We start from the raw sequence: 23,145 nt of genomic DNA, 5'->3' as shown, positions 1-23,145 counted from the left end.
ATTCTGCCCTTGATCTGGAGCGCGCTCCAGGTGGCACCGTGCCGCCATGAGCGAAATCGTCTTGGGGGCCATGCTGTTCGGCACACGGATCGGCGAGCGTGAGTCCTTCGCCCTGCTGGACCACTTCGTCGGGCGCGGCGGGCGGTGGATCGACACCGCGAACAACTACTCCTTCTGGCTGCACGAGAGCGGCCTCGGCGGGCAGAGCGAACAGGTCGTCGGCCGCTGGCTGGCCGCGCGGCCCGGAATGCGTGACCGGGTACGGATCAGCACCAAGCTCGGCGCGCAGCCCACCGACCCCGCCATCGGCTTCCCGTCGGCCGAGGGCCTGTCCGCACCGGTGATCCGCCGGGCCACCGAGCAGAGCCTGACCCGGCTGGGCATCGAGCACCTTGACCTGCTCTGGGCACACATCGAGGACCGGTCGGTGCCGCTGGAGGAGACCGTGACCGCGTTCGGTGAGCTGGTGACGCGGGGCGTGGTGGGGCGGCTGGGCGCGTCGAACCACCCGGCGTGGCGGGTCGAGCGGGGCCGGCAGCTGGCCGCGGCCCAGGGTGTCGCGGGTTGGACCGCTTTGCAGTTGCGGCACTCGTACCTGCGGCCGCGGCCGGGGGCGGCGTTGCCCGCGTCGGCCCACCGGGTGGTGACCGATGAGGTGCTGGACTTCGTACGGGACAACGAGGATGTGGCGCTGTGGGCGTACACGGCGTTGCTGAACGGGGGTTACGTGCTGCCGGAGCGGCTCGATGAGGCGTACGAGCACCGCGGCACCACGCGCCGGCTGGCCGCGCTGGACGCCGTCGCCGCCGAGCTCGGGGCCAGCCGCCACCAGGTGGTGCTGTCCTGGTTGCTGGGCGGCGGCCCCGGAGTGTGGCCGATCGTGGGGGCGACCACCGTGGCCCGGCTGGACGAGGCGCTGGACGCGTACGAGATCAAGCTGGACGCCGTCCAGCGCGACCGGCTCGACCGGGCCGCGTGAGGCTCAGCGGGCCGGCTGGTCCAGCACGATCGCGCTGATCACCTGCTGGCAGCGGTCCAGCTCCTCGATCAGGCCGCGCATCTCCTCGATCGCCGAGACGGCGTTGCGGGTGTCGCTGCGGATGCCACCGACCTGCCCGCCGATCTCGCTGGTGGCCACGGCGGTCTCGTTGGCCAGGTCCTTGACCTCGCTGGCCACCACGGCGAAGCCCCGGCCGGCCTCGCCCGCCCGGGCCGCCTCGATGGTGGCGTTCAGGGCGAGCAGGTTGGTCTGCTTGGCGATGGTGGCGATGAGCTCGACGACCTTGCCGATCTCGGTGCTGCTGGCCTCCAGCCGCTGGATCACGTCGACGGCGGTCTGGGCCGCGCGGACCGCCGACCGGGTCGCCGTCGCCATGTCGCTGCTGACGTCGGCGAGCCGGTGCGCGGAGCCGGCCGCCGTGCTGTCCGGGTATTCCGCACCGCTCTGCCAGTCCGTCATCGCGTTCCACCCCTCGCCGGCCCTACCTCCAACATCGCACCCCGCGGTTGCCGTTCGCGGCGAATTCCCGCTATCGGGTCGCGTCGGCCCGGCCGCGCGCCGCCAGCCTGGAGTCGGGGTCGTCGGCGAGCCGCCGGGCCGCCTGCCGGCGGGTGACCGGGTCCCGGCCGTTCAGCAGCCGGTAGCCCGCCCGGCGTACCTCGGGCCGGCTGTCCCCCAGCAGCTCCCAGCCCAGGCCGGGCGGCACCCGCCGGTGGAACGGTCGCAGCGCCAGGGCCGCCTCCCGGACCACGGCGGCGGCCGGGTCCCGCAACATCGGCACCACCAGCTCCACCGGTACGGCACCGAGATGGCCGAGCGCCCGTACCGCCGCGGCCCGGACCGGCCCCGACGGGTGGCTCAGCAGCGCGACGAGCACCGGGGCGTCGCGGTCGGAGCCGGCCTCGGCCAGCCCGGCCACCGCTCCCGGCGACGGCTCGGTGGTGCGGTAGTGCCCGACGACGTCCGTACCGGCACGGCGGGCCGCGTCCCGGGCGATCGCCCGGACCAGCGGCGCCGGGTCATCCAGGGCCGGCACCGCCTCGGCCGCCGGTCCGAGCCGGAGCAGTCCGGTGAGGCCGAGGGCCCGCACCCCGGCCGGCCGGGCGGCGAAGAGCCGTTCCAGGGTGGGCCGGTGCTGCCGGAGAACCGCCTGCTCGTAGGCCACCTGCGCGGCACGGTTCCGGATCTGCGCGTCCCCCTCCCGCACTGCGAGGTCCGCCAGCGCGGCCAGGTCGAGGCGGCCCTGGTGCAGGTCGGCGTCGAAGGCCAGCCGCCGCAGGTCGCGACCGGGCGACGCGGCCAGCTGCCGCCGCACGTGGTCCGGCGCGGCGAGCACCGCGGCGATGACCAGCTCCCGCGCGAAGCGCCCGCGGTAGCGGTCGGCGAGCTTGACCGCCATCGGTACGGCACCCGGCAGGAACCGCCCGGGGTCGTCGTTGAGCAGCCGGGTCAGCGCCGCCCGGGCCGGGTTGCGCACCTGCGGGACCCAGTCGTCGGCCCGCAGCACCAGCAGGGCTCCCATTTCCGGGAACGGACGTGCGGCCAGGGCAGTGACGGCGCTCTCCCGGATCCGGCCGTCCCGGTGCAGCGCGGCGCAGGCCAGGGCGATCGGTGTCCGGCGCCCCTGGGCGAACCGCTTCAGCAGCAGGCCGAACGCGGGCGCCGGGCGGTCCGCGTACCGCCAGGTGATCCGGCGGATGCTCTCGTCCAGCCGCACCAGCAGCCGCGGCCGTTCGCCCAGCCGGGCCAGCGCCGCCCGGGCCGCGTGGTCGTCGTCGCCGGAGTCCGCCTCCGCGAGCAGTTCGACCAGGCGCAGCATGGCCTCGTCGTCGTAGGCAGGCGTCTCGAGCGCGGCGGTCAGGGCGTCGGTCATCGGGCCATGGTGTCAACCCCGGCGCCCGTCAGCGCGGCAATATCAGCGGCAGCCCGAAGGCGGTGAACAGGCTGTCGTCCATGAACACGACGGTGCGGGTGACAGCAGCGCCGGCGACCTCGAAGACCTGGATGGTGTGGGCGCGGCCGTCGACGTAGGCCGCCGCCGCGAGACCGCCGTTGGCCTCGATCGGCAGCAACCGCCAGCCGGTGCCGCGCAGCGCCCAGACCCGGGCGATGAAATCGGCGTACGCGTCGGCGCCCACGTACCAGTTGAGCACCGGCGGCATCTCCAGCACCACGTCGGCCACCAGCAGCCGGCGCAGCGCGTCCAGGTCCGCGTTCTCGAAGGCCGCCACGTACTGCTCCACCACGGCCGGATCGGGCGGCGGCCGCAGGTCGTCCTCGGCCACGTCGCCGACCCGGGACCGGGCCCGCTGCAAGCCGCTGTTGACCGCCGCCGTGGTCGTGCCCAGGGTCGCGGCGACCTCCGCGGCGGAGAACTCCAGCACGTCGCGCAGCAGCAGGATCGCCCGCTGGCGGGGCGGCAGGAACTGCAGGGCGGCCACGAACGCCAGCCGGAGCCGGGTGCGGGCGGCGACCACGTCGGCCGGATCGGTGCGCCAGGGCTGCAACCACGGCACTTCCGGCCGGGCCGTCATCGGCGCCTGCGGGTCGTCGAGGGCGCCGACCAGACCGGACGGCAGCGGGCGGCGGGCCCGGCCCTTGAGCGCGGTCAGGCAGGCGTTGGTCGCGATCCGGTAGAGCCAGGTGCGCAGGGACGCGCGGGTCTCGTCGTACGTGCCGAAGGCCCGCCACGCCCGCAGCAGCGTCTCCTGCAGCAGGTCCTCGGCGTCGTGCGCCGAGCCGGACATCCGGTAGCAGTGCGCCAGCAGTTCCCGGCGGTACGGCGCGGTCAGTGCCTCGAACTCCACGCCCATGGATACCGCCGGGCGGCCCGGAAGTCATCGCCCGTCCCGCGATGAATTCCCGTGGCACCCGCGGTAGGTACGGCCGGAACCATCGGACACCCTCGAAAGGACCGATCATGACCGACGAGAACGAGGTGCGTGCGGTGCTGCGCTCGATCACCGCGGCCTGGGACGCCAACGACGCCGACGCCTTCGCCGCCTGCTACACCCCGGACGCGACGGTGGTGCTGACCGGCGGCGTCTTCCACCGTGACCGGGAGGAGATCCGCGGCTACCTGGCCGCGGGCTTCGACGGGCCGCTGAAGGGCACCCGGGGGATCGACGAGCCGGAACTGGTGCGGGTCGCCGGGGACAGCGCGGTGGTGGTCAGCCGGACCGGCTTCCTGATGGTGGGCGAGACCGCGCTGCCGGCGGACCGGGAACGGCGGGCGACGTGGACGCTGCGGCGGACGCCGGCGGGCTGGCGGGTCGCCGCGTACGCCAACGTTGCAACGGCGAACTGACAGTATCCGCAAGACCGGTCAGCAGTTCGTCCGCCGCTGCAAGGTCCAGTACAGGATTTTGCAGAAGCCTGACGTAGTATTCCGGACGTGACCAAACGTCTCGCCGAAGTGGCGAAGAAGGCCGGCGTCAGTGAGGCGACCGTCAGCCGGGTGCTCAACGGCCGCAGCGGCGTGTCCGAGGCGACCCGGGCATCCGTGCTGACGGCCCTCGATGTGCTGGGCTACGAGCGGCCCACCAAGCTCCGCGGTGAGCGCGGCCGGCTGGTCGGCCTGGTGCTGCCCGAGCTGCAGAATCCGATCTTCCCGGCGCTGGCCGAGGTGGTGACCGCGTCGCTGGCCCAGCGCGGTTTCACCCCGGCCCTGTGCGCCCGCACGATCGGTGGTGTACCCGAGCGCGACTACATCGAGATGCTGCTGGACCACCAGGTGTCCGGAGTGGTCTTCGCCGGCGGCTCGTACGCGCTGGCCGAGGCCGAGCACGGGCACTACCGCCAGCTGCTGGACCGCCGGATGCCGGTGGTGATGGTCAACGGCGGCGTGGACGATCTCGGCTTCCCGCACATCTCCACCGACGACGCGGTGGCGGTGGAGCAGGCCTTCGGGCACCTGCGCTCGCTCGGGCACGAGCGGATCGGCATGGTGATGGGCCCGGAGGACCACGTGCCGTCGCGCCGCAAGCTGGCCGCGGTCAAGGAGGTCGCCCAGTGGACCGGCCCCGCGGCCCAGTGGCCGGTCGAGCGCACCAACTTCTCGATGGAGAGTGCCCGGCTGGCCGCGACCCGGCTGATCCAGCGCGGCGTCACCGCGCTGATCTGCGCCAGCGACGTGCTGGCCCTGGGCTCGATCAGGGCCGCCCGCCGGCTCGGCCTCGACGTGCCGCGGGACGTGTCGGTGGTCGGTTTCGACGACAGCGTGCTGATGACGTGCACCGATCCGCCGCTGACCACGGTGCGGCAGCCGATCGAGCTGATGGGTCAGGCGGCCGTCGACGTCCTGGTGAACCAGATCGAGGGCGCCGCCGCCACCACCGACGAGCTGCTCTTCGAACCGGAGCTCGTGGTGCGCGGCTCGACCGGTCCGGTGCCGGTCAAGGCGGGCTGACCAGCACATTCATCACCATCATCAGGGCGGGCCCGGCGGGTCCGCCCTTCTTTGTGCCCTGGCCCACAATCGTCGAGTTTTTTCTGTTGTTGGTTCACTTCTTGCGGGACGCGGTTGGACTTTGTATCGTCACCTCCACGAAACATCGCACCGATGAGTGAACCCCCTTAGGCGCGCACCCCACCCCCAGGAAGGGGTCTATTTCCCATGTTCAGAACCAGGCTGCGCAGTGCCCTCGGGCTGCTGCTCGTCGCCGGGGTCGCGATGTCCGCCGCCGCGTGCGGCGACAGCGACGACGCCCCCGCGGCGACCAAGGACGGCAAGGTCACGCTGGTGGTCAACGGCCTCCCGCCGGCCACCGAGAAGGCCACCCACGAGCGGTTCCTCGCCAACGTGGCCGAGTTCGAGAAGGCCAACCCGAACATCAAGATCGACGCCCGCGAGGGCAAGATGGACCCGCAGACGTTCCCGGCCAAGCTGGCCGGCGGCCAGCTCGAGGACGTCTTCTACGTCTACTTCACCGACCCGGCCAGCCTGATCGCCAAGCGCCAGGTGTCGGACATCAGCAAGTACCTCAAGGACTACCCGGTCACCTCGCAGATCAAGCCCGAGGTGCTGCGGGTGTTCCAGGACGAGGGCGGCAAGACGTACGGGCTGCCGTACAAGAACTACTCGATGGGCCTGCTCTACAACCGGGACCTGTTCAAAAAGGCCGGGCTGGACCCGAACAGCCCGCCCAAGACCTGGGCCGACGTGCGGGCGGCGGCCAAGAAGATCGCCGGCCTGGGCAACGGCACGGTCGGCTACGGCGACTACAGCAAGAACAACACCGGCGGCTGGCACTTCACCACCGAGCTCTACTCCATCGGCGGCGAGATGGCCGTCAACAACGGCGGCACCTGGAAGGCCGCGTTCAACAGCCCCCAGGGTCAGCAGGTCCTGCAGCAGCTCAAGGACATGCGCTGGACCGACAACTCGATGGGCCAGAAGCAGCTGCTGGAGTGGGCCGACCTGCTGCAGCAGATGGGCTCGGGCAAGCTCGGCATGTACCTGGCCACCGCCGACAACATCCCGACCATCGTCAACCAGTACAAGGGCAAGTACGCGACCTACGGCCTCGGTCCGATCCCGGACGGCAAGGGCACCCTGGGCGGTGGCGAGGGCTACATGTTCAAGGCCGGGCTGAGCCCGGAGAAGATCAACGCCGGTCTCAAGTGGCTGACCTTCTGGTTCACCTCGGCCGAGCGCTACGAGGCCGAGAACAAGTGGTCGAGCGAGACCGACCAGCCGGTCGGCCTGCCCGAGCCGGCCATCTTCACCGGCGCGGCGGCGCAGACCCAGGCCGCGGCCGACAAGAAGTACGCCAACGTCCCGCAGGAGAACTACGCCGCGTTCGTGGCCGCCATGCCGACCATCCCGGTGAAGCTGGAGCCGCCGAACGCCCAGCAGATCTACGCGGCGCTGGACGTGGCCATGCAGAAGGTCCTGACCGACAAGAACGCCGACATCACCAAGCTGCTCACCGACGCGGAGACCCAGGCCAACTCCATCCTGGCCGGCGTCAAGTAATTCGGAACGGGCTGCCGGCGGGCCATCCGCCGGCGGCCCGTCCTCAAGACAAGGAGTGACGATGGCGGTTCTGACGGACCGGCTGCGCCGCAGGATCCAGGACAATCTGCTGGCGTACGCGTTCATGGCAGCGGGGCTGCTGTGCTTCGCCTTCTTCTCCTGGTATCCGCTGGTCCGGGGCGTCATCCTCAGTTTCCAGCAGAACAACTTCGTCGTGCCGCCGTACTGGGTGGGCCTGGAGAACTACCGGGCGCTCTTCGACGACCCGCTGTTCTACACGGCCTGGAAGAACACCCTGCTGTTCACCGGGCTGGCGCTGGTCTTCGGCTTCGTCCTGCCGTTCTTCATCGCGGTGCTGCTCAACGAGTTCCGCCACTTCAGCGGCTTCTTCCGGATCCTGGTCTACCTGCCGGTGATGCTGCCGCCGATCGTGGCGGTGCTGCTCTGGCGCTACTTCTACGACCCCGGCAACGGCCTGTTCAACTCGCTGCTGCGCAGTGTGGGCCTGCCGGAATCCCAGTGGACGCAGTCGTCCGGCACCGCGATGATCTCGCTGGTCCTGGTGTCCACCTGGGCCAACCTGGGCGGCGCGACGCTGATGTATCTCGCCGCACTGCAGGGCATCCAGGGTGAGCTCTACGAGGCCGCCGAGCTCGACGGCGCGAGCGTCTGGCAGCGGCTGCGGCACGTCACGCTCCCGCAGATGCGGTTCATCATGCTGGTCCTGCTGCTGCTCCAGATCATCGCGACGATGCAGGTCTTCATCGAGCCGTTCGCGCTGACCGGCACCTCCAACCCGGACACCATCACCGTGCTGGTGCTCGTCTACCGCTACGCCTTCACGGTCAACCAGGACTTCGGCCTCGCGGCCGCGATGAGCATGCTGCTGTTCGTGGTGCTGGGCGCCTTCTCGGCGCTCTACCTGCGGCTGACCCGGACCGCGGACTGAGGGGACTTCCGATGACACTGACCGCCCCGCCGCAGACCCCGATCAGCGGCGCCACCCCGGTGCCGGTGCCGCCGCGCCGCAAGCGCAGGCTGGCCGGCACCAACCCGGCCACCCGTACGCTGATCTCCAGCGTCGACCTGCAACGCCACCGCGGCCTCTACTTCACCGTGCTGGGCCTGACGATCACGGTCTTCGTCCTGGTCTTCCTGGTCCCGCTCTACTGGATGTTCGCCAGCGCGGTGAAGTCGCCGGCCGAGTACGCCCTGAGCACCCCCACCTTCGTCCCGCACTCCTGGCACCCGGAGAACTACGCGACCGCGTGGGACAACATGCGCATCGCCAAGTACTTCACCAACACGGTGCTGTACGCGGCCGGCGGCTGGCTCATCGCGCTGATCTTCGACGTCGGGGTCGCGTACGCCCTCAGCAAGCTCAAGCCGATCTTCGGCAGGATCCTGCTCGGCGCGGTGCTGGCCAGCCTGATGCTGCCGGCCTCGGCCCTGCTGGTCCCGGCCTACCTGACCGTGGTCGACGTGCCGCTGGTCCACGTCAACCTGCTCAACACGCCCTGGGCCCTGTGGTTGCCGGCCGCCGCCAACGCGTTCAACGTCTACGTGCTCAAGCGGTTCTTCGACCAGATCCCCGACGACCTGCTCGACGCGGCGTCGATCGACGGCGCGGGCAAGCTGCGCCAGCTCTGGTCCATCATGCTGCCGCTGTCGCGCCCGGTGCTCGGCGTGGTCTCGATCTTCATCATCATCGCGCTCTGGAAGGACTTCCTCTGGCCGCTGCTGGTGCTGCCGGACCCGGAGGCGCAGACGCTGAGCGTGGCGCTGAGCCGGCTGGCCAACACCAGTCAGGTGCCGCCGACCGAGTTCATGGCCGGGCTGGCCATCGCGAGCGTACCCATGATCGTCGTTTTCCTGATCTTCCAGCGCAGCATCATCGGCGGACTCTCCGCGGGCTCGATGAAGGGCTGATCCCCACCCGGTCCCTGAGGCGGTCAGCGCCGACCGCCGGGACCCGTGCGCCCTCCTCACTCGTCGAGACAGACAGAAAGCAGGTCATCGTGGCTAATTCCGACCAGGATCCCTGGTGGCGGGACGCCGTCATCTACCAGGTGTACCCGCGCAGCTTCGCCGACAGCGACGGCGACGGCATCGGGGACATCGACGGGATCCGTGCTCGCCTGGGCCACCTGTCGGACCTCGGCGTGGACGCGATCTGGATGAGCCCGTGGTACCCGTCCCCGATGGCCGACGCCGGCTACGACGTGGCCGACTTCCGCGACATCGACCCGGTCTTCGGCACCCTGGCCGGCGCCGAGGCCCTGATCACCGAGGCGCATGCCGCCGGCATCCGGATGATCGTCGACATCGTGCCCAATCACATCTCCAGCGAGCACGTCTGGTTCAGAAAAGCGCTGGCCGACCCGGCCGCCCCGGAGCGGGAGCTGTTCTGGTTCCGGCCCGGGCGCGGGCCGGCCGGCGACGAGATGCCCACCGACTGGGTCGGCGAGTTCGGCGGCAGCACCTGGACCCGCACCACCGACCCGGACGGCACTCCCGGCGACTGGTACCTGCACCTGTTCACCCCGGAGCAGCCCGACCTCAACTGGGAGCACCCGGCGGTGCGCGCCGAGTTCGAGGACATCCTGCGGTTCTGGTTCGACCGGGGCGTGGACGGCATCCGGATCGACTCGGCCGCGCTGCTCATCAAGGACCGGGACCTGCCGGCCGTGGTCGAGGGCCGGCCACACCCGTTCCACGACCTGGACGAGGTGCACGACGTCTACCGGGCCTGGCGCCGGATCTCGGACAGTTATCCCGACCGGGCGCTGATCGGTGAGGTGTGGATGCCGGAGGTCGACCGGTTCGCCAACTACCTGCGGCCGGACGAGCTGCACGCGGCGTTCAACTTCGACTTCCTCGGTTGTGCGTGGGAACCCGGCCTGATGCGCGAGTGCATCGACCGGACCCTCGACGCGCACCGGGCGATCGGCGCCCCGGCCACCTGGGTGCTGTCCAACCACGACGTCACCCGGCACGTCACCCGGTACGGCCGGCAGATGACCACCTTCAGCTTCGAGAACAACCTCGACGGCAGCCCGGTCGACCTGGAGCTCGGCACCCGGCGGGCCCGCGCCGCCGCGCTGCTGTCGCTGTCGCTGCCCGGCGCCACCTACGTCTACCAGGGCGAGGAGCTGGGCCTCTGGGAGAACGAGAACATCCCGGTGGAGCAGCTCCAGGACCCGATGTGGGCCCGTCGCGGGCACAGCCGGGACGGCTGCCGCGTGCCGTTGCCGTGGAGCGATGACGAGCCGCCGTTCGGCTTCTCCACCGCGACGCCGTGGCTGCCGCAGCCGCCGGAGTGGAAGGACCGCACGGTCCAGGCCCAGACCGGCGACCCGAGCTCGATGCTGGAGCTCTACCGCGGCGCGATCACATTGCGCCGGGCCGAGCCGGGTCTGCACACCGGCGACATGGCCTGGCTGAGCGTCGCCCCCGGGGTGCTCGCCTACACCCGGGGACCTGAGTTCGCCTGTGTCCTCAACATGTCCGACGTCGCGGTCGCGCTGCCGGACCATCACCGATGCCTGCTCGCGAGCGGTCCGCTCGACGGTGTCCTCCTCCCCCGGGACACCGCCGTGTGGCTGCACCTGCGCACCGAGAGGAAGTAGCACCACCGAGGGGGCTTGGCCACCTGATGAAAGGGATCCCCATGGCCAACCGCACCGCCTACCTGTCCCTCGCGATACTCACGGCGGCCTCGGCCGTCACCGCCGTCATCACCGCGGCGGCCGCCCCGGCCGCCGCGGCGGGACTGTCCCCCTTCGACATCGCCGGTCGCGGCGCCACCGTGCCGTTCACGGAGATCGAGGCCGAGAACGCCGCCACCACCGGTACGAGGACCGGCACCAGCCGCTACTACGGCCAGCTGTCCTCCGAGGCGTCCGGCCGCGAGGCCGTCACCCTGGACAGCGCCGGCGAGTACGTCGAGTTCACCCTGACCAAGCCGGCCAATGCGGTGACCTTCCGCTACAGCCTGCCCGACGGCAACAACGGCGCCGGCCGGGACGCCACCATCGACGTCAGGGTCGGCAACGCGGTCGTCCGGACCGTGCCGGTGACCTCGAAGTACAGCTGGTTCTACGGCGGCTACCCGTTCAACAACAACCCGGGTGACACCAACCCGCACCACTTCTACGACGAGGCCCGGACCATGTTCGGGACCACGTACCCGGCCGGCACCAAGGTCCGGCTCCAGGTCAGCTCCACCGCGCAGTCGCCCAGCTTCACCATCGACCTGGCCGACTTCGAGAACGTCCCGGACCCGATCGGCAAACCGGCCGGCGCGGTCGACGCCGTGGCCCAGTTCGGCGCGGACCCGACCGGCGCCACCGACTCCACGGCGAAGATCCAGGCCGCGGTGAACGCCGGTGGCACGGTCTATCTACCGCCGGGCAACTACACGCTCTACAGCCACGTCATCGTCGACCGGGTCAACCTGGTCGGCGCCGGGCCCTGGTACACGGTGCTCGGGGGCCGGCATCCCACCCAGCGCAACCTGGCCGCCGGCATCTACGGCAAGTACAACGGCCAGGGCGGACCCAGCCAGAACGTCACGGTCAAGGATCTGGCGATCATCGGCGACATCCGCGAGCGGGTCGACGACGACCAGGTCAACGCGTTCGGCGGGGCGATGTCCAACTCGACCATCGACAACGTGTGGATGCAGCACACCAAGGTCGGTGCCTGGATGGACGGGCCGATGGACCGGTTCACTCTGCGGAACAGCCGGATCCTGGACCAGACCGCGGACGGCGTGAACTTCCACATCGGCGTCACCAACTCCACGGTCACCAACACCTTCGTCCGCAACACCGGCGACGACGGGCTGGCCATGTGGGCCGAGCGGGTCCCGAACGTGGGCAACTCGTTCACCCGCAACACCGTGGTCGCGCCGATCCTGGCCAACAACCTGGTCAGCTACGGCGGCCGGGACATCGTGATGACCGACAACGTCGTCTCGGACACGGTGACCAACGGCGGCGGCATCCACGTCGCCAACCGCTACCCCGGCGTCAACGGCGCGACCGGCGTGCAGGGCACCTGGACGCTGGCCCGCAACACCCTGATCCGGGCCGGCAACTCCGACTACAACTGGAACTTCGGGGTCGGGGCGATCTGGTTCTCCGCGCTCAACGAGGCGTTCCAGAACCCGACGATCAACATCACCGACACGGACATCCTGGACAGCTCGTACGCGGCGCTGATGTGGATCGAGGGCCAGACCAACGGCATCCACTTCGACAACGTCAACATCCAGGGCGCCGGCACGTACGCGCTGCAGGTGCAGGCGCCCAGTCAGGTGAGCTTCAACAACGTCCGGGCCAGCGGCATCGCCCAGCCGAAACCCATGCACAACTGCGTCGGCGCGGGCTTCCAGATCACCCGGACCGGCACCAACACCGGCTGGTACACCGACGCGCCGGACTGCGGCCCGTGGCCGGCCCCGCAGTGGGGCAACACCACCACCCCGCCGACCACTCCCCCGACGACCCCGCCGACCACGCCCCCGGCCACCGGAAACCTGGCGCGGGGCAAGGCTGTCACCACCTCCAGCACCTCCGGCGGCTTCGTCGGGGCCAACGCGGTCGACGGCAACGCGGCCACGTACTGGGAGAGCGCGAACGGGAGCTTCCCGCAGACGTTCACGGTGGATCTCGGTTCCCCGCAGGCCGTGGGCCGGCTGGTGCTCAAGCTGCCGTCCGGCTGGGAGGCTCGCACCCAGACCATCGCGGTCGCCGGGTCGGCCGACGGGTCGTCCTACTCGTCCCTGGTCGGCGCGACGGGCTACGCCTTCAACCCGACGGCGACGATCAACCTGCCCACCGGTAACCGGCGCTACCTGCGCCTGACGTTCTCGGCCAACACCGGCTGGCCCGCCGGTCAGCTGGCCGAGCTGGAGGCCTACGCGGACGGCGGCACGACCAGCCCGCCGCCGACCACGACCCCGCCGGCTCCCACCGGCAACCTCGCCGCCGGCCGTCCGATCACCGCGACCAGCCAGGCCGACGTCTACACCCCCGCCAACACTGTCGACGGCAACGCCAACACCTACTGGGAGAGCAGCAGCAACGCCTTCCCGCAGTCGCTGACGGTGGACCTGGGCCAGGCCCGGTCGGTCTCCCGGGTGGTGCTCAAGCTGCCGCCCGCGGCCGCCTGGGCCACCCGGACCCAGACCCTGTCCGTGCTGGGCTCGACCGACGGCTCGTCCTACAGCACCGTCAAGGCATCCGCCGGCTACACCTTCAACCCGTCCTCCGGTAACACCGCGACCGTCGCCTTCCCCGCGACCTCGCAGCGCTACCTGCGGCTGACGTTCACCGGCAACACCGGCTGGCCCGCGGGCCAGATCTCCGAGTTCGAGGCCTACACCTCGTAGCGAGCCGGGGAGGGCGGGACCCACCGAGCCCGCCCTCCCCGATCCCCCACCCAAGAAGGGCGCGCTCCCACATGTCCAGAGTCAGAAAGCTGCTAGCCGCCGCCATAGCCACCACCCTGATCCAGCTCGTCCTGCCCGCCTCCTCCGCCGCCGCGGCCGGCCCGAACCTGGCCGCCGGCAAGACGTTCACCGCCAGCAGCGTCGCCGACGTGTACGGCGCCGGCAACGCGGGTGACGGCAACGCGAACACGTACTGGGAGAGCCGGAACAACGCCTTCCCACAGTGGTTGCAGGTGGACCTGGGCGCGTCCGTCAGCGTCAACCAGGCTGTCCTGAAGCTGCCGCCGGCCGCCGCCTGGCAGACGCGCACGCAGACCCTCACTGTGCAGGGCAGCACCACCGGCTCGAATTTCGCCGACCTCAAGGCGAGCGCCGGCTACACCTTCAACCCGGCCTCGGGCAACACCGTGACCATCGACTTCGGCGCGGCCACCGCCCGCTACCTCCGGCTGAACATCACCGCCAACTCCGGCTGGCCGGCCGGTCAGATCTCCGAGCTCGAGGTGTACGGCCCCACCGCCGGCGACACCCAGGCGCCCTCCGCACCCGGCGGGCTCGCCCTCAGCCAGCCGGCGAGCGGGCAGATCCGGCTCACCTGGAACGCGTCCACCGACAACGTGGGCGTGACCGGCTACGAGGTCTACGCCAACGGCACCCTGCGCACCACCGTGGCCGGCAACGTGCTGACCTATCTGGACAGTCAGCCCGACAGCGCCACGGTCGCGTACTACGTGCGGGCCCGGGACGCCGCCGGCAACGCGTCCGGCAACAGCAACACGGTCACCCGCGCCGGGCAGGGCGGGGACAACACCGCGCCGTCCACGCCGGGCACGCTGTCCTACACCCAGCCGGCCACCGGGCAGATCCGGCTCGCCTGGGGCGCCTCCAGCGACAACGTCGGCGTGACCGGCTACAACGTCTACGCCAACGGCGCGTTGAAGACGACCGTCACCGGGCTCACCTACACCGACAGCCAGCCCGAGAGCGCGACGGTGTCGTACTACGTCAAGGCGCGCGACGCGGCCGGCAACGAGTCGGCGGCGAGCAACACGGTGACCCGTACCGGCACGGTGACCAACGGGACCAACCTGGCGGTGGGCAAGCCGATCGAGGCGTCCTCGTCGATCTTCACCTTCGTGGCCGCCAACGCCAACGACAACGACACCGCCACCTACTGGGAGGGCAGCGCGTACCCGGCGAACCTGACCGTGAAGCTGGGCGCCAACGCCACCACCCAGTCCGTGGTGGTCAAGCTCAACCCCGACACCGCGTGGGGCACCCGGCAGCAGACCTTCTCGGTCCAGGGACGCGAGCAGAGTGCCACCGGCTTCACCACGCTCGTCGGCTCAGCGACGTACACCTTCAACCCGGGCACCGGCAACACGGTGACCGTGCCGGTGAGCGCGACCGCCGCGGACATCCGGCTCAGCTTCACCGCCAACACCGGCGCGCCGAGCGGCCAGGTCGCGGAGTTCCAGGTGATCGGCAACCCGGCACCGAACCCGGACCTCACGGTGACGGGCGTGTCGGCCTCGCCGGCCGCGCCGGTCGAGACCGACACGGTGACCCTGTCGGCCACCGTGCGCAACGCCGGCTCCGCGGCCAGCCCGGCCAGCAACGTCAACTTCTACCTGGGTACGGCCAAGGTCGGCACCGCGAACGTGGGCGCCCTCGCGGCCGGAGCCTCGGCCACGGTCACGGCGGCCATCGGCGCTCGTAACGCCGGCACCTATGTCGTCAGCGCGAAGGTCGACGAGGCCAACACGGTCGTCGAGCAGAACGACGCGAACAACTCCTACACCAGCCCCACCAACCTGGTGGTGGCCCCGGTCAGCAGTTCGGACCTGGTCGCCTCCGTGGTGAGCTGGTCGCCGGGCAACCCGTCCGCGGGCCAGACGGTCACCTTCTCGGTGACCATCAAGAACGAGGGCACCCAGGCCTCGGCCGCCGGCGCGCACGGGGTCACCGTGACCGTGCTCTCCGACTCGGGCGCCACGATCAGGACGCTGACCGGCTCGTACTCGGGCACCCTGGCGGCCGGCGCGTCCTCGCCGGCGATCAACCTGGGCACCTGGACCGCCGTCAACGGCAAGTACACCGTGCGGACCGTGCTCGCCGACGACGGCAACGAACTGCCGGTCAAGCGGGCCAACAACAGCAGCGAGAAGCCGTTCTTCGTCGGTCGCGGCGCGAACATGCCGTACGACATGTACGAGGCCGAGGACGGCCAGACCGGTGGCGGTGCCGCCGTGGTCGGCCCGAACCGTACCGTCGGTGACCTGGCCGGTGAGGCGTCCGGCCGTAAGGCCGTCACGCTCAACTCGACCGGAAGCTACGTGCAGTGGACGACCCGGGCCAGCACGAACACGCTGGTGGCCCGCTTCTCCATCCCGGACAACACCACCAGCTCGATCAACGTCTACGTCAACGGCACGCTGAACAAGACGCTCCCGCTCACCTCGAAGTACGCGTGGCTCTACGGCAACGAGACGGCGCCGCAGAACTCCGGCACCGGCCCGCGCCACATCTATGACGAGGCGAACATCATGCTGGCCGGCACGGTCGCCGCCGGCAGCGTCATCAAGCTGCAGAAGGACTCCGGCAACGGCGGGAACATCGCCATCGACTTCATCAACACCGAACAGGTCGCGCCGGTCGCCAACCCCAACCCGGCCACGTACGTGGTGCCGGCCGGCTTCGACCAGCAGTCGGTACAGGCGGCGTTCGACGCGGCCCGGATGGACAGCGGCAAGGTCGGCGTCTACCTGCCCGCCGGTGACTACCAGACCGCCAACAAGTTCCAGGTGTACGGCAAGGCGATCCAGGTCGTCGGGGCCGGCCCCTGGTACACCAGGTTCTTCACGCCGCAGAATCAGACGGAGACGGACGCCGGGTTCCGGGCCGACGCCACCGCCAACGGCTCGACGTTCAAGAACTTCGCGTTCTTCGGCAACTACACGATCCGGATCGACGGCCCGGGCAAGGTCTTCGACCTGGCCAACGTCTCCAACATCACGATCGACAACATCTGGGCCGAGCACACGGTCTGCCTCTACTGGGGCGCCAACACCGACCGCATGACGATCAAGAACTCGCGGATCCGCAATCTGTTCGCCGACGGCGTCAACATGACCAACGGCAGCACCGACAACCTGGTCGACAACAACGACGCGCGGGCCACCGGCGACGACAGCTTCGCGCTGTTCTCGGCGATCGACGCGGGCGGCTCCGACGAGATCAACAACGTCTACTCCAACCTGTCCAGCACGCTGACCTGGCGCGCCGCGGGCATCGCGGTCTACGGCGGCTACGCCAACACGTTCAAAAACATCTACATCGCGGACACCCTGGTCTACTCGGGCATCACGATCAGCTCGCTGGACTTCGGCTACCCGATGAACGGCTTCGGCGCCGACCCGCCGACCGTGTTCGACAACATCTCGATCGTCCGGGCGGGCGGCCACTTCTGGGGCGCCCAGGTGTTCCCGGCGATCTGGGTCTTCTCCGCGTCGAAGGTCTTCCAGGGCATCCGGGTGAGCAACGTCGACATCGTCGACCCGACCTACTCGGGCATCATGTTCCAGACCAACTACACGTGCCCGACCTGCCCGCAGAACCCGATCAAGGACACCGTCTTCACCAACGTCTCGATCACCGGGGCGCAGAAGAGCGGTGACGCGTACGACGCCAAGTCCGGCTACGGCATCTGGGCCAACCCGATGCCGGAGAGCGGGCAGGGGCCGGCGGTCGGCTCGGCCACCTTCACCAACCTGCGCCTGAGCAACAATTTCAAGGACATCGAGAACCCGACCAGCACGTTCACCATCGTCCGCAACTAGCCACCGCGGCGAGAGGAGGCCCGCACCGATAATGGTGCGGGCCTCACGCGTGCGCCTTGTTAGGGTGCCCCGGTGTCTTCCCACCGCGCGCTGCTGCCACGCTCGACACCGGCCGCGTCGGGGGTGTCGTCCCGCGCGATCGGCGCGCTGCTGGACCGGCTCGAGGCGCGGTCCGTCGAGGTGCACTCCATCATGGTGGTGCGGCACGGTCACGTCGCCGCCGAGGGCTGGTGGGCACCGTACGCGGCCGAGCGCCCGCACCTGCTCTACTCGCTGACCAAGTCGTTCACCTCGGTCGCCGCGGGGCTGGCGATCGCCGACGGGCTGCTCTCGCTGGGCGACCGGGTGGTGGACGTGCTGCCCGAGCACGTGCCGGCCGGCCTCGGCGAGCAGGGTCGCCGGCTCACCGTGCACCACCTGCTGTCCATGACCACCGGGCACACCAGGGACAGCCTCGCCGAGGCCTGGGAGCTGGAGCCGGACGACCTGGTCAAGGGCTTCCTGCGCGTGCCGTTCCCGGAGCCCGAGGGCAGCTGGCACGCCTACGACAACGCGACCACCGGCGTGCTGGCCCGGATCGTGGAGCGGGTCACCGGCCGGGGTCTGCCGGAGCTGCTCGACGAGCGCCTGTTCCACCCGATGGGCATCGACCACGCCGAGTGGGACCGGTTGTCCAGCGGCGCCGTGTTCGGCTTCCACGGACTGCACCTCACGACCGAGGCCGTCGCCGCGTTCGGCCAGGTGCTGCTGCACGGCGGCGTCTGGGGCGACCGGCAGCTGATCCCGCGCGCCTGGGTCGACCTCGCGACCAGCCGGCACATCGCGACCCAGCAGGACCCGGAGCTCCTGCCCAATCCCGACGGACTGACCGGGTACGGCTACCAGTTCTGGATGTCGCGGCACGGTTATCGCGGTGAAGGTGCCTACGGCCAGCTGTGCGTGGTCGTTCCGGCCCACGATCTCGTGGTCGCGGTGACCGCCGGCGGCGACCCCCACCAGGAAATGCCCGGCGCATTGTGGGAGCTGCTGCTGCCCGGCCTGGACGACCCGGGCAGCGCCCGGGACGACGAGGTCCTCGCCGAGCGGCTGGGCCGGCTGTCGTTCCCGCTGCCGCGCGGTTCGGCCGATCCGTCCCGTTCCGCCACAGCCGACATCGACGCCTCGGCCGAGGCTTCGGCTCTGCCCGACGGCACCACGGTGACCGTCGAGCCGGTCGACGGCGGGTGGCATCTGCGACTCGGGCCTTCCCTCAAGCTCGCGGCCGGTCACGGTGACTGGCGGGAGAGCTCGCCGCTCGGCCGGCCGGTCGTCGCCGCCGGCGCCTGGCAGGGCGACACGTTCATCGCCGATCTCTTCGTCATCACCAGCCCGCACCGGGTCCGGCTGGTGCTCGACGCCGGCGCCGGCGTAGCCATCGCCACCTGGAGCACCGTGCCCATGACCACCTCGGACCTGAGGTTGCACCTGCGGTCGCCGCTGATGACCCGGCCCGACGTCGCATAGGGATGTCGGGCTCAGCCGGCGCGGATGCGGCCGAGGCCGGCCAGGCGGACGAAGATGCGGCGCCGGGCCACGGCGCGGCCCCGGTTGTCGAGCTGGTAGCCGTCCAGCCAGACCCAGCCCGCGTACGTCGGCCGCGCGTCCACCGCCACCACCCGGAACGTGAAACCGAGCCGCCCGGCGAACTGCACGCTCGCCGCCCGGCCGACGACCACCACGTCGCCGGCGCTGACCATCCGCTCGAGAGCCGCCACGTCAGTCACCTCCGGGTGGGGTGACGCCCCGATCAACTCTGTTCCGTCCCGGCCCGCAGCTCAATGGCCTGTACAGATGTGGCACAAAGTTGTCACTCAAGGTGCAGAAACCGGCCTCCGGACGCCGTCGGCCACGTTGTACATCCGGGCCTCGGCCAGGTCGAAGTAGAGGCCGGTGAGCTCCAGCCGGCCCTCGTCGACCGCCCGCCGTACGCTCGGGTACGTCCGCAGGTTCGCCAGCTGCCGCTCCACGTTGGCGGCGATGCAGTCCTCCTCGTGGGCCCGGCCGGTGAGGTTCGACCCGGCGGACGCCAGCCAGGAGCCCAGCGCCGTGTCCGGACCCGCCGCGCCGTCCATCATCGCCCGCACCGCGCCGCAGCCGGAGTGCCCGCAGACGGTGATCGTCGCGACGCCGAGCACGTCCACGGCGTACTCGATGCCCGCGCCGACCGAGGAGTCGCCGGTGCCGTGGGCCGGGACGATGTTGCCGACGTTGCGCAGGCAGAACAGGTCACCCGGCCCGCTGGTGGTGATCATGTTGGGCACCACCCGGGAGTCGGCGCAGGTGATGAACAGCTGTTCCGGGCGCTGGCCTTCGCGGGCCAGCCCGGCCAGGTGCGGGCGGACCAGCGGGGCGACGCTGCGCTCGAACTCGTCGATGCCCGCGGCCATGGCGTCGCGGCGCTGCTCGTTCAGGGAGATCCACTGGGCCCAGGAGCCGAGGAAGCGGGGCAGCCGGCCGGGCTGGGAACGGTTGACGCCGAGCCGCCCGGACGTGGCCCGGTGGAACCAGCTGTCGTGGACCTCCTCGATGTGCACCCGGCCACCACCGCGCTCGTAGGCGTCCCGCCAGTCCTGGATCGTCTCGAACGCGCCGTGGTCCAGGTAGTCCAGGTGCAGCTCCAGCTCGACGGACTCGCCGGGCGGGACCGCGGCGAGCTCCCGCGCGACCCGGCCGGATCCGATGAAGGCGAGCGTGCCGGTGATGACCACGAGCCACCGTCCCGGCGCGGGCGACGAGCGGTGGATCTCGCAGCGGGCCAGCCGGGCCAGCATCAGCAGCACGGCCGTGGCCATACCCAGCGCCACCCCGGTGAGCAGGTCGGTGAAGATCACCCCGAGGGCGGTGACCAGGTACGTGGGCAGCTCGCGGTGCCGCACGTACGCCTTGATCTGGGCCATGCTGACCAGCCGGAGCCCGACCACCACCAGCACCCCGGCCAGCGCGGAGAGTGGGATCTGCTCCAGCAGCCCGGCGAAGAGCAGCACGCAGACCGCGATCCAGCACCCGTGCAGCACGGCTGACGCCCGGGTCCGGGCGCCGGCGGCGACGTTGGTGGAGCTGCGCACGATGACACCGGTGACCGGCAGCCCGCCGAGCGCCCCGGACACGGTGTTGGCGGCGCCCTGGGCCAGCAGCTCACGGTTGAGGTCGGCCCGTCTGCCGTTGTGCAACTTGTCCACGGCCACGGCGGACAGCAGCGACTCGACGCTGGCGACCAGCGCGATGGTCAGCACGATGCCGGCCACCCGCAGCGGCGGCGCGTCCGGCCAGCGGGGGAGGGTCAGCTCGTCCAGCGGACGGTCCGGCAGGTCCACCCGGGCGACGTCCAGCCCGGCCAGCGCCGCGATCGCGGTGGCCACGGCGACCGCGATCAGGGCGCCCGGCAGCAGCGAGATCTTCACGAAGCGCGGCCAGATCAGCAGGATCGCGATGGTCAGCACGCCGATGCCGATCGAGACGCCGTGGTTGCCGGCGATCTGGGCGGGCAGGTCACGCAGGTTGCGCCAGGCGGAGCTCTGCGGATCCCCGCCCAGCACCACGTGCACCTGGCTGAGCGCGATGACGATGCCGATCCCGGCGAGCATGCCGTGCACCACGGCCGGGGAGAGAGCGAGCGCGGCCCGGCCCAGCCGGGACACGCCGAGCACGATCTGCACGAGGCCGGCCAGCGCCACCACCGCCGTCGTCCCGGCCCAGCCCAGCTCGGTCACGGCCCCCGCGACGATCACCGTGAGGCCGGCCGCCGGGCCGCTGACCTGCAACGGAGAGCCGCTGAGGGCGCCCGCGACGATGCCGCCGACCACGGCCGCGATCAGACCGGCGAGCAGCGGGGCCCCGGAGGCGGCGGCGATCCCGAGCGACAACGGAATGGCGATGAGGAAAACGACGATGGAGGCGGGTACGTCGTGTCGCAGCAAGGTGCGCATCGGCGCGGTGGTCCCTTCCCGGATCTGCGAATAAGCTCGCAATTGGGGTATTTCGGGCCACCCTAGCCGCGTTGCGTGAACGCGCCGTTACAAATTCGCCCCCTGGGCCACACTCTCAGTCACTTCTCAGCCTCGATCTCAAGCCGGGAGATCAACTGGGCCAGGTCGCGGCGGCGGGAATCGGCGGCCCAGACCGCCCAGGTACGCCGGACGACCGGCGCACCGATCAGAGGGACGCGCACGACGCCCGCGGGCAGCGGCTGAGTCCAGCGCGCGGGGGCGAACGCGAACGCCCGCCCGGCACTGACCGCCGCGAACTTCACCTCGGCGATCAGCGACTGCCCCGGCTCGGCGGGCGGGCCGGGCTGCAGACCGTGGCTGCGCAGGATCGCGACGATCTCGTCGTACCAGACCGGGCTGTCGGCTCGCGGGAAACCCAGCCAGTCCAGCCCGGCGAGCGACTCCAGCCGTACGCCGTCCGGGTCCGGCGGGTCACCCGTGGCGGCCAGCAGGACGCCCAGCCGCTCCTCCACCACCACCGTCGCGTCGAGTTCACGGTCGCCGGGACGGCTCCTCAGCAGCCCCACCTCCAGCTCACCGTCGCGCAGCGCGTCCAGCTGCGCGGCCGAGGACAGGTGGCGGGCCACCACCCGGGTCCGCGGATGCGTCGAGGCCAGCCCGGCGAACGCGTCCGGCAACAGGTCGGGCGGCAGTTCGAGCGGCACGCCGACACGCAGCACCGAATCACCGGCGGCGGCGAACCGGCCCACCGCGACGAGCGCCTGGTCATAGCGGGCCAGCACCGCACGCGCCTCGGCAGCCAGCACGGTGCCCGCCTCGGTGAGCTGCACGCCGGTGCTGCTGCGGACGAGCAGCTCGGCCCCGACCTGCTGTTCCAGCGCGGCCACGGTCTGGGAGACCGCCGGCTGGCTCACCCGCAACCGCCGCGCTGCCGCCGAGACACTGCCCTCTCCCGCGACGGCGAGAAAGACCCTGAACTCCCGTAGTTCCACCCACCCATCGCACCACGCGGCGCCCGATGACCGGCGATAAGGAGGGCTTATCGCGGCCGGGATGCCCGGGCCGGACCGCGCGCTTGCACCTGCCGGAACCCCCACCCCGGGGCTTCCGGAACAGAAAAGGTGAGCATCATGGCAACAGCACTCACGGGCCGGACCGCCCTGGTGACCGGCGGCACCAGCGGCATCGGCCGGGCCACCGCGGCGGCCCTGGCGGCGGCCGGAGCCACAGTGGTCCTCTCCGGACGGGACGCGGACCGCGGCGAGCAGGCGGTCCGGCAGATCGAGCAGGCCGGCGGCACCGCGTTCTTCGTCGCCGCGGACCTGCGCGACGAGGCCTCGGCACGGGCGCTGGCGACCCGCGCGGCGGAACTGGCCGGACCGGTGGACATCCTGGTCAACAGCGCGGGTGTCTTCCCGTTCGGGCCCACCGAGAAGACCACGCAGGAGCAGTTCGACGAGGTCTACGCGCTGAACGTCCGGGCGCCGTACTTCCTGGTGGCCGAGCTGGCCCCGGCCATGGCGGCCCGCGGCCACGGCGCGGTCGTCAACGTGACCACGATGGTCGCCGAGTTCGGCGCGGCCGGCATGGGCCTGTACGGCTCCAGCAAGGCCGCGATGGTCCTGCTCACCAAGTCATGGGCGGCCGAGTACGGGCCCAGCGGCGTACGGGTGAACGCGGTGAGCCCCGGACCCACCCGTACCGAAGGCACCGCCGCGATGGGCGACGCCCTCGACCAGCTCGCGTCGGCCGGGCCCGCCGGACGGCCCGGCACCGCTCAGGAGATCGCCGCAGCGATCGTCTTCCTGGCCGGCGACGCGGCGTCCTTCATCCACGGCGCGATCCTGCCGGCCGACGGCGGGCGCATCGCCGTCTGAGGCCCGGAA

Annotated in this window: 17 protein-coding genes; 11 read left to right on the top strand and 6 right to left on the bottom strand. The window is 71.0% G+C overall.

The genetic code is table 11. From position 1 onward, the window contains the following. The first annotated feature begins 46 nt into the window (after window positions 1–46). A complete protein-coding gene (locus AB0C12_RS28860; protein ID WP_360552974.1) occupies window positions 47–979 on the top strand; it encodes an aldo/keto reductase in 933 nt (310 codons plus the stop codon). Between the two features lie 3 nt (window positions 980–982). On the opposite strand, the gene AB0C12_RS28855 is transcribed toward AB0C12_RS28860, so the two are convergent. The 3 genes from AB0C12_RS28855 to AB0C12_RS28845 form a co-directional block, all read right to left on the bottom strand. Beyond that, window positions 983–1,459, bottom strand: a complete 477-nt coding sequence (locus AB0C12_RS28855) for a methyl-accepting chemotaxis protein (RefSeq protein WP_360552973.1) — start codon at window positions 1,457–1,459, stop codon at window positions 983–985. A gap of 70 nt (window positions 1,460–1,529) precedes the next feature. After that, window positions 1,530–2,873 carry a HEAT repeat domain-containing protein gene (locus tag AB0C12_RS28850; RefSeq protein ID WP_360552972.1) on the bottom strand — a complete coding sequence of 448 codons (1,344 nt, stop codon included), beginning with the start codon at window positions 2,871–2,873 and terminating at the stop codon, window positions 1,530–1,532. A gap of 28 nt (window positions 2,874–2,901) precedes the next feature. After that, window positions 2,902–3,813, bottom strand: a complete 912-nt coding sequence (locus AB0C12_RS28845) for an RNA polymerase subunit sigma-70 (protein ID WP_360552971.1) — start codon at window positions 3,811–3,813, stop codon at window positions 2,902–2,904. Between the two features lie 107 nt (window positions 3,814–3,920). Between AB0C12_RS28845 and AB0C12_RS28840 the strand changes: the two genes are divergently transcribed. The 9 genes from AB0C12_RS28840 (at window position 3,921) to AB0C12_RS28800 (ending at window position 18,776) form a co-directional block, all read left to right on the top strand. Next, window positions 3,921–4,307: an SgcJ/EcaC family oxidoreductase gene (locus AB0C12_RS28840; protein WP_360552970.1), complete on the top strand. Its 387-nt coding sequence runs from the start codon at window positions 3,921–3,923 to the stop codon at window positions 4,305–4,307. Window positions 4,308–4,394: 87 nt separating this feature from the next. Beyond that, the gene (locus AB0C12_RS28835; protein ID WP_360552969.1) at window positions 4,395–5,408 is read left to right on the top strand and encodes a LacI family DNA-binding transcriptional regulator; all 1,014 of its coding nucleotides are present in this window, start codon (window positions 4,395–4,397) and stop codon (window positions 5,406–5,408) included. 207 nt (window positions 5,409–5,615) lie between these two features. Beyond that, on the top strand, window positions 5,616–6,977 hold the full coding sequence (locus tag AB0C12_RS28830; protein WP_360552968.1) for an extracellular solute-binding protein: 1,362 nt from the start codon (window positions 5,616–5,618) through the stop codon (window positions 6,975–6,977). Window positions 6,978–7,038: 61 nt separating this feature from the next. After that, on the top strand, window positions 7,039–7,926 hold the full coding sequence (locus AB0C12_RS28825; RefSeq protein ID WP_360552967.1) for a sugar ABC transporter permease: 888 nt from the start codon (window positions 7,039–7,041) through the stop codon (window positions 7,924–7,926). Between the two features lie 11 nt (window positions 7,927–7,937). Next, window positions 7,938–8,906 carry a carbohydrate ABC transporter permease gene (locus AB0C12_RS28820; protein WP_360552966.1) on the top strand — a complete coding sequence of 323 codons (969 nt, stop codon included), beginning with the start codon at window positions 7,938–7,940 and terminating at the stop codon, window positions 8,904–8,906. Window positions 8,907–8,995: 89 nt separating this feature from the next. Then, on the top strand, window positions 8,996–10,606 hold the full coding sequence (locus AB0C12_RS28815) for a glycoside hydrolase family 13 protein (RefSeq protein WP_360552965.1): 1,611 nt from the start codon (window positions 8,996–8,998) through the stop codon (window positions 10,604–10,606). A gap of 41 nt (window positions 10,607–10,647) precedes the next feature. After that, complete coding sequence (locus AB0C12_RS28810; RefSeq protein ID WP_360552964.1) at window positions 10,648–13,374, top strand: discoidin domain-containing protein; 2,727 nt, start codon at window positions 10,648–10,650, stop codon at window positions 13,372–13,374. A 71-nt stretch (window positions 13,375–13,445) separates the two neighbouring features. Further along, window positions 13,446–17,273, top strand: coding sequence for a discoidin domain-containing protein (locus tag AB0C12_RS28805; protein WP_360552963.1), 3,828 nt, complete (start codon window positions 13,446–13,448; stop codon window positions 17,271–17,273). Window positions 17,274–17,345: 72 nt separating this feature from the next. Beyond that, window positions 17,346–18,776 carry a serine hydrolase gene (locus tag AB0C12_RS28800; RefSeq protein WP_360552962.1) on the top strand — a complete coding sequence of 477 codons (1,431 nt, stop codon included), beginning with the start codon at window positions 17,346–17,348 and terminating at the stop codon, window positions 18,774–18,776. Between the two features lie 11 nt (window positions 18,777–18,787). Here the strand turns inward: AB0C12_RS28800 and AB0C12_RS28795 are convergent, their stop codons facing one another. The 3 genes from AB0C12_RS28795 to AB0C12_RS28785 all read right to left on the bottom strand — a co-directional run bounded on the left by AB0C12_RS28795 (window position 18,788) and on the right by AB0C12_RS28785 (window position 22,251). After that, the gene (locus AB0C12_RS28795; protein WP_360553355.1) at window positions 18,788–19,009 is read right to left on the bottom strand and encodes a hypothetical protein; all 222 of its coding nucleotides are present in this window, start codon (window positions 19,007–19,009) and stop codon (window positions 18,788–18,790) included. A 114-nt stretch (window positions 19,010–19,123) separates the two neighbouring features. Next, entirely contained in the window at window positions 19,124–21,238 is a 2,115-nt protein-coding gene (locus tag AB0C12_RS28790; RefSeq protein WP_360552961.1) for a bifunctional SulP family inorganic anion transporter/carbonic anhydrase, read from the bottom strand. Between the two features lie 119 nt (window positions 21,239–21,357). Beyond that, the gene (locus AB0C12_RS28785; protein ID WP_360552960.1) at window positions 21,358–22,251 is read right to left on the bottom strand and encodes a LysR family transcriptional regulator; all 894 of its coding nucleotides are present in this window, start codon (window positions 22,249–22,251) and stop codon (window positions 21,358–21,360) included. Window positions 22,252–22,389: 138 nt separating this feature from the next. Here AB0C12_RS28785 and AB0C12_RS28780 point away from each other — a divergent pair, with 138 nt between their 5' ends. Then, window positions 22,390–23,136, top strand: a complete 747-nt coding sequence (locus AB0C12_RS28780; protein ID WP_360552959.1) for an SDR family oxidoreductase — start codon at window positions 22,390–22,392, stop codon at window positions 23,134–23,136. Window positions 23,137–23,145: the final 9 nt, after the last annotated feature.

Source organism: Actinoplanes sp. NPDC048967 (assembly GCF_040649415.1).
Taxonomy (GTDB): domain Bacteria; phylum Actinomycetota; class Actinomycetes; order Mycobacteriales; family Micromonosporaceae; genus Actinoplanes.
Note: the sequence above shows the minus strand (reverse complement) of the source record. Positions and strands in the feature narration are given on the sequence as shown.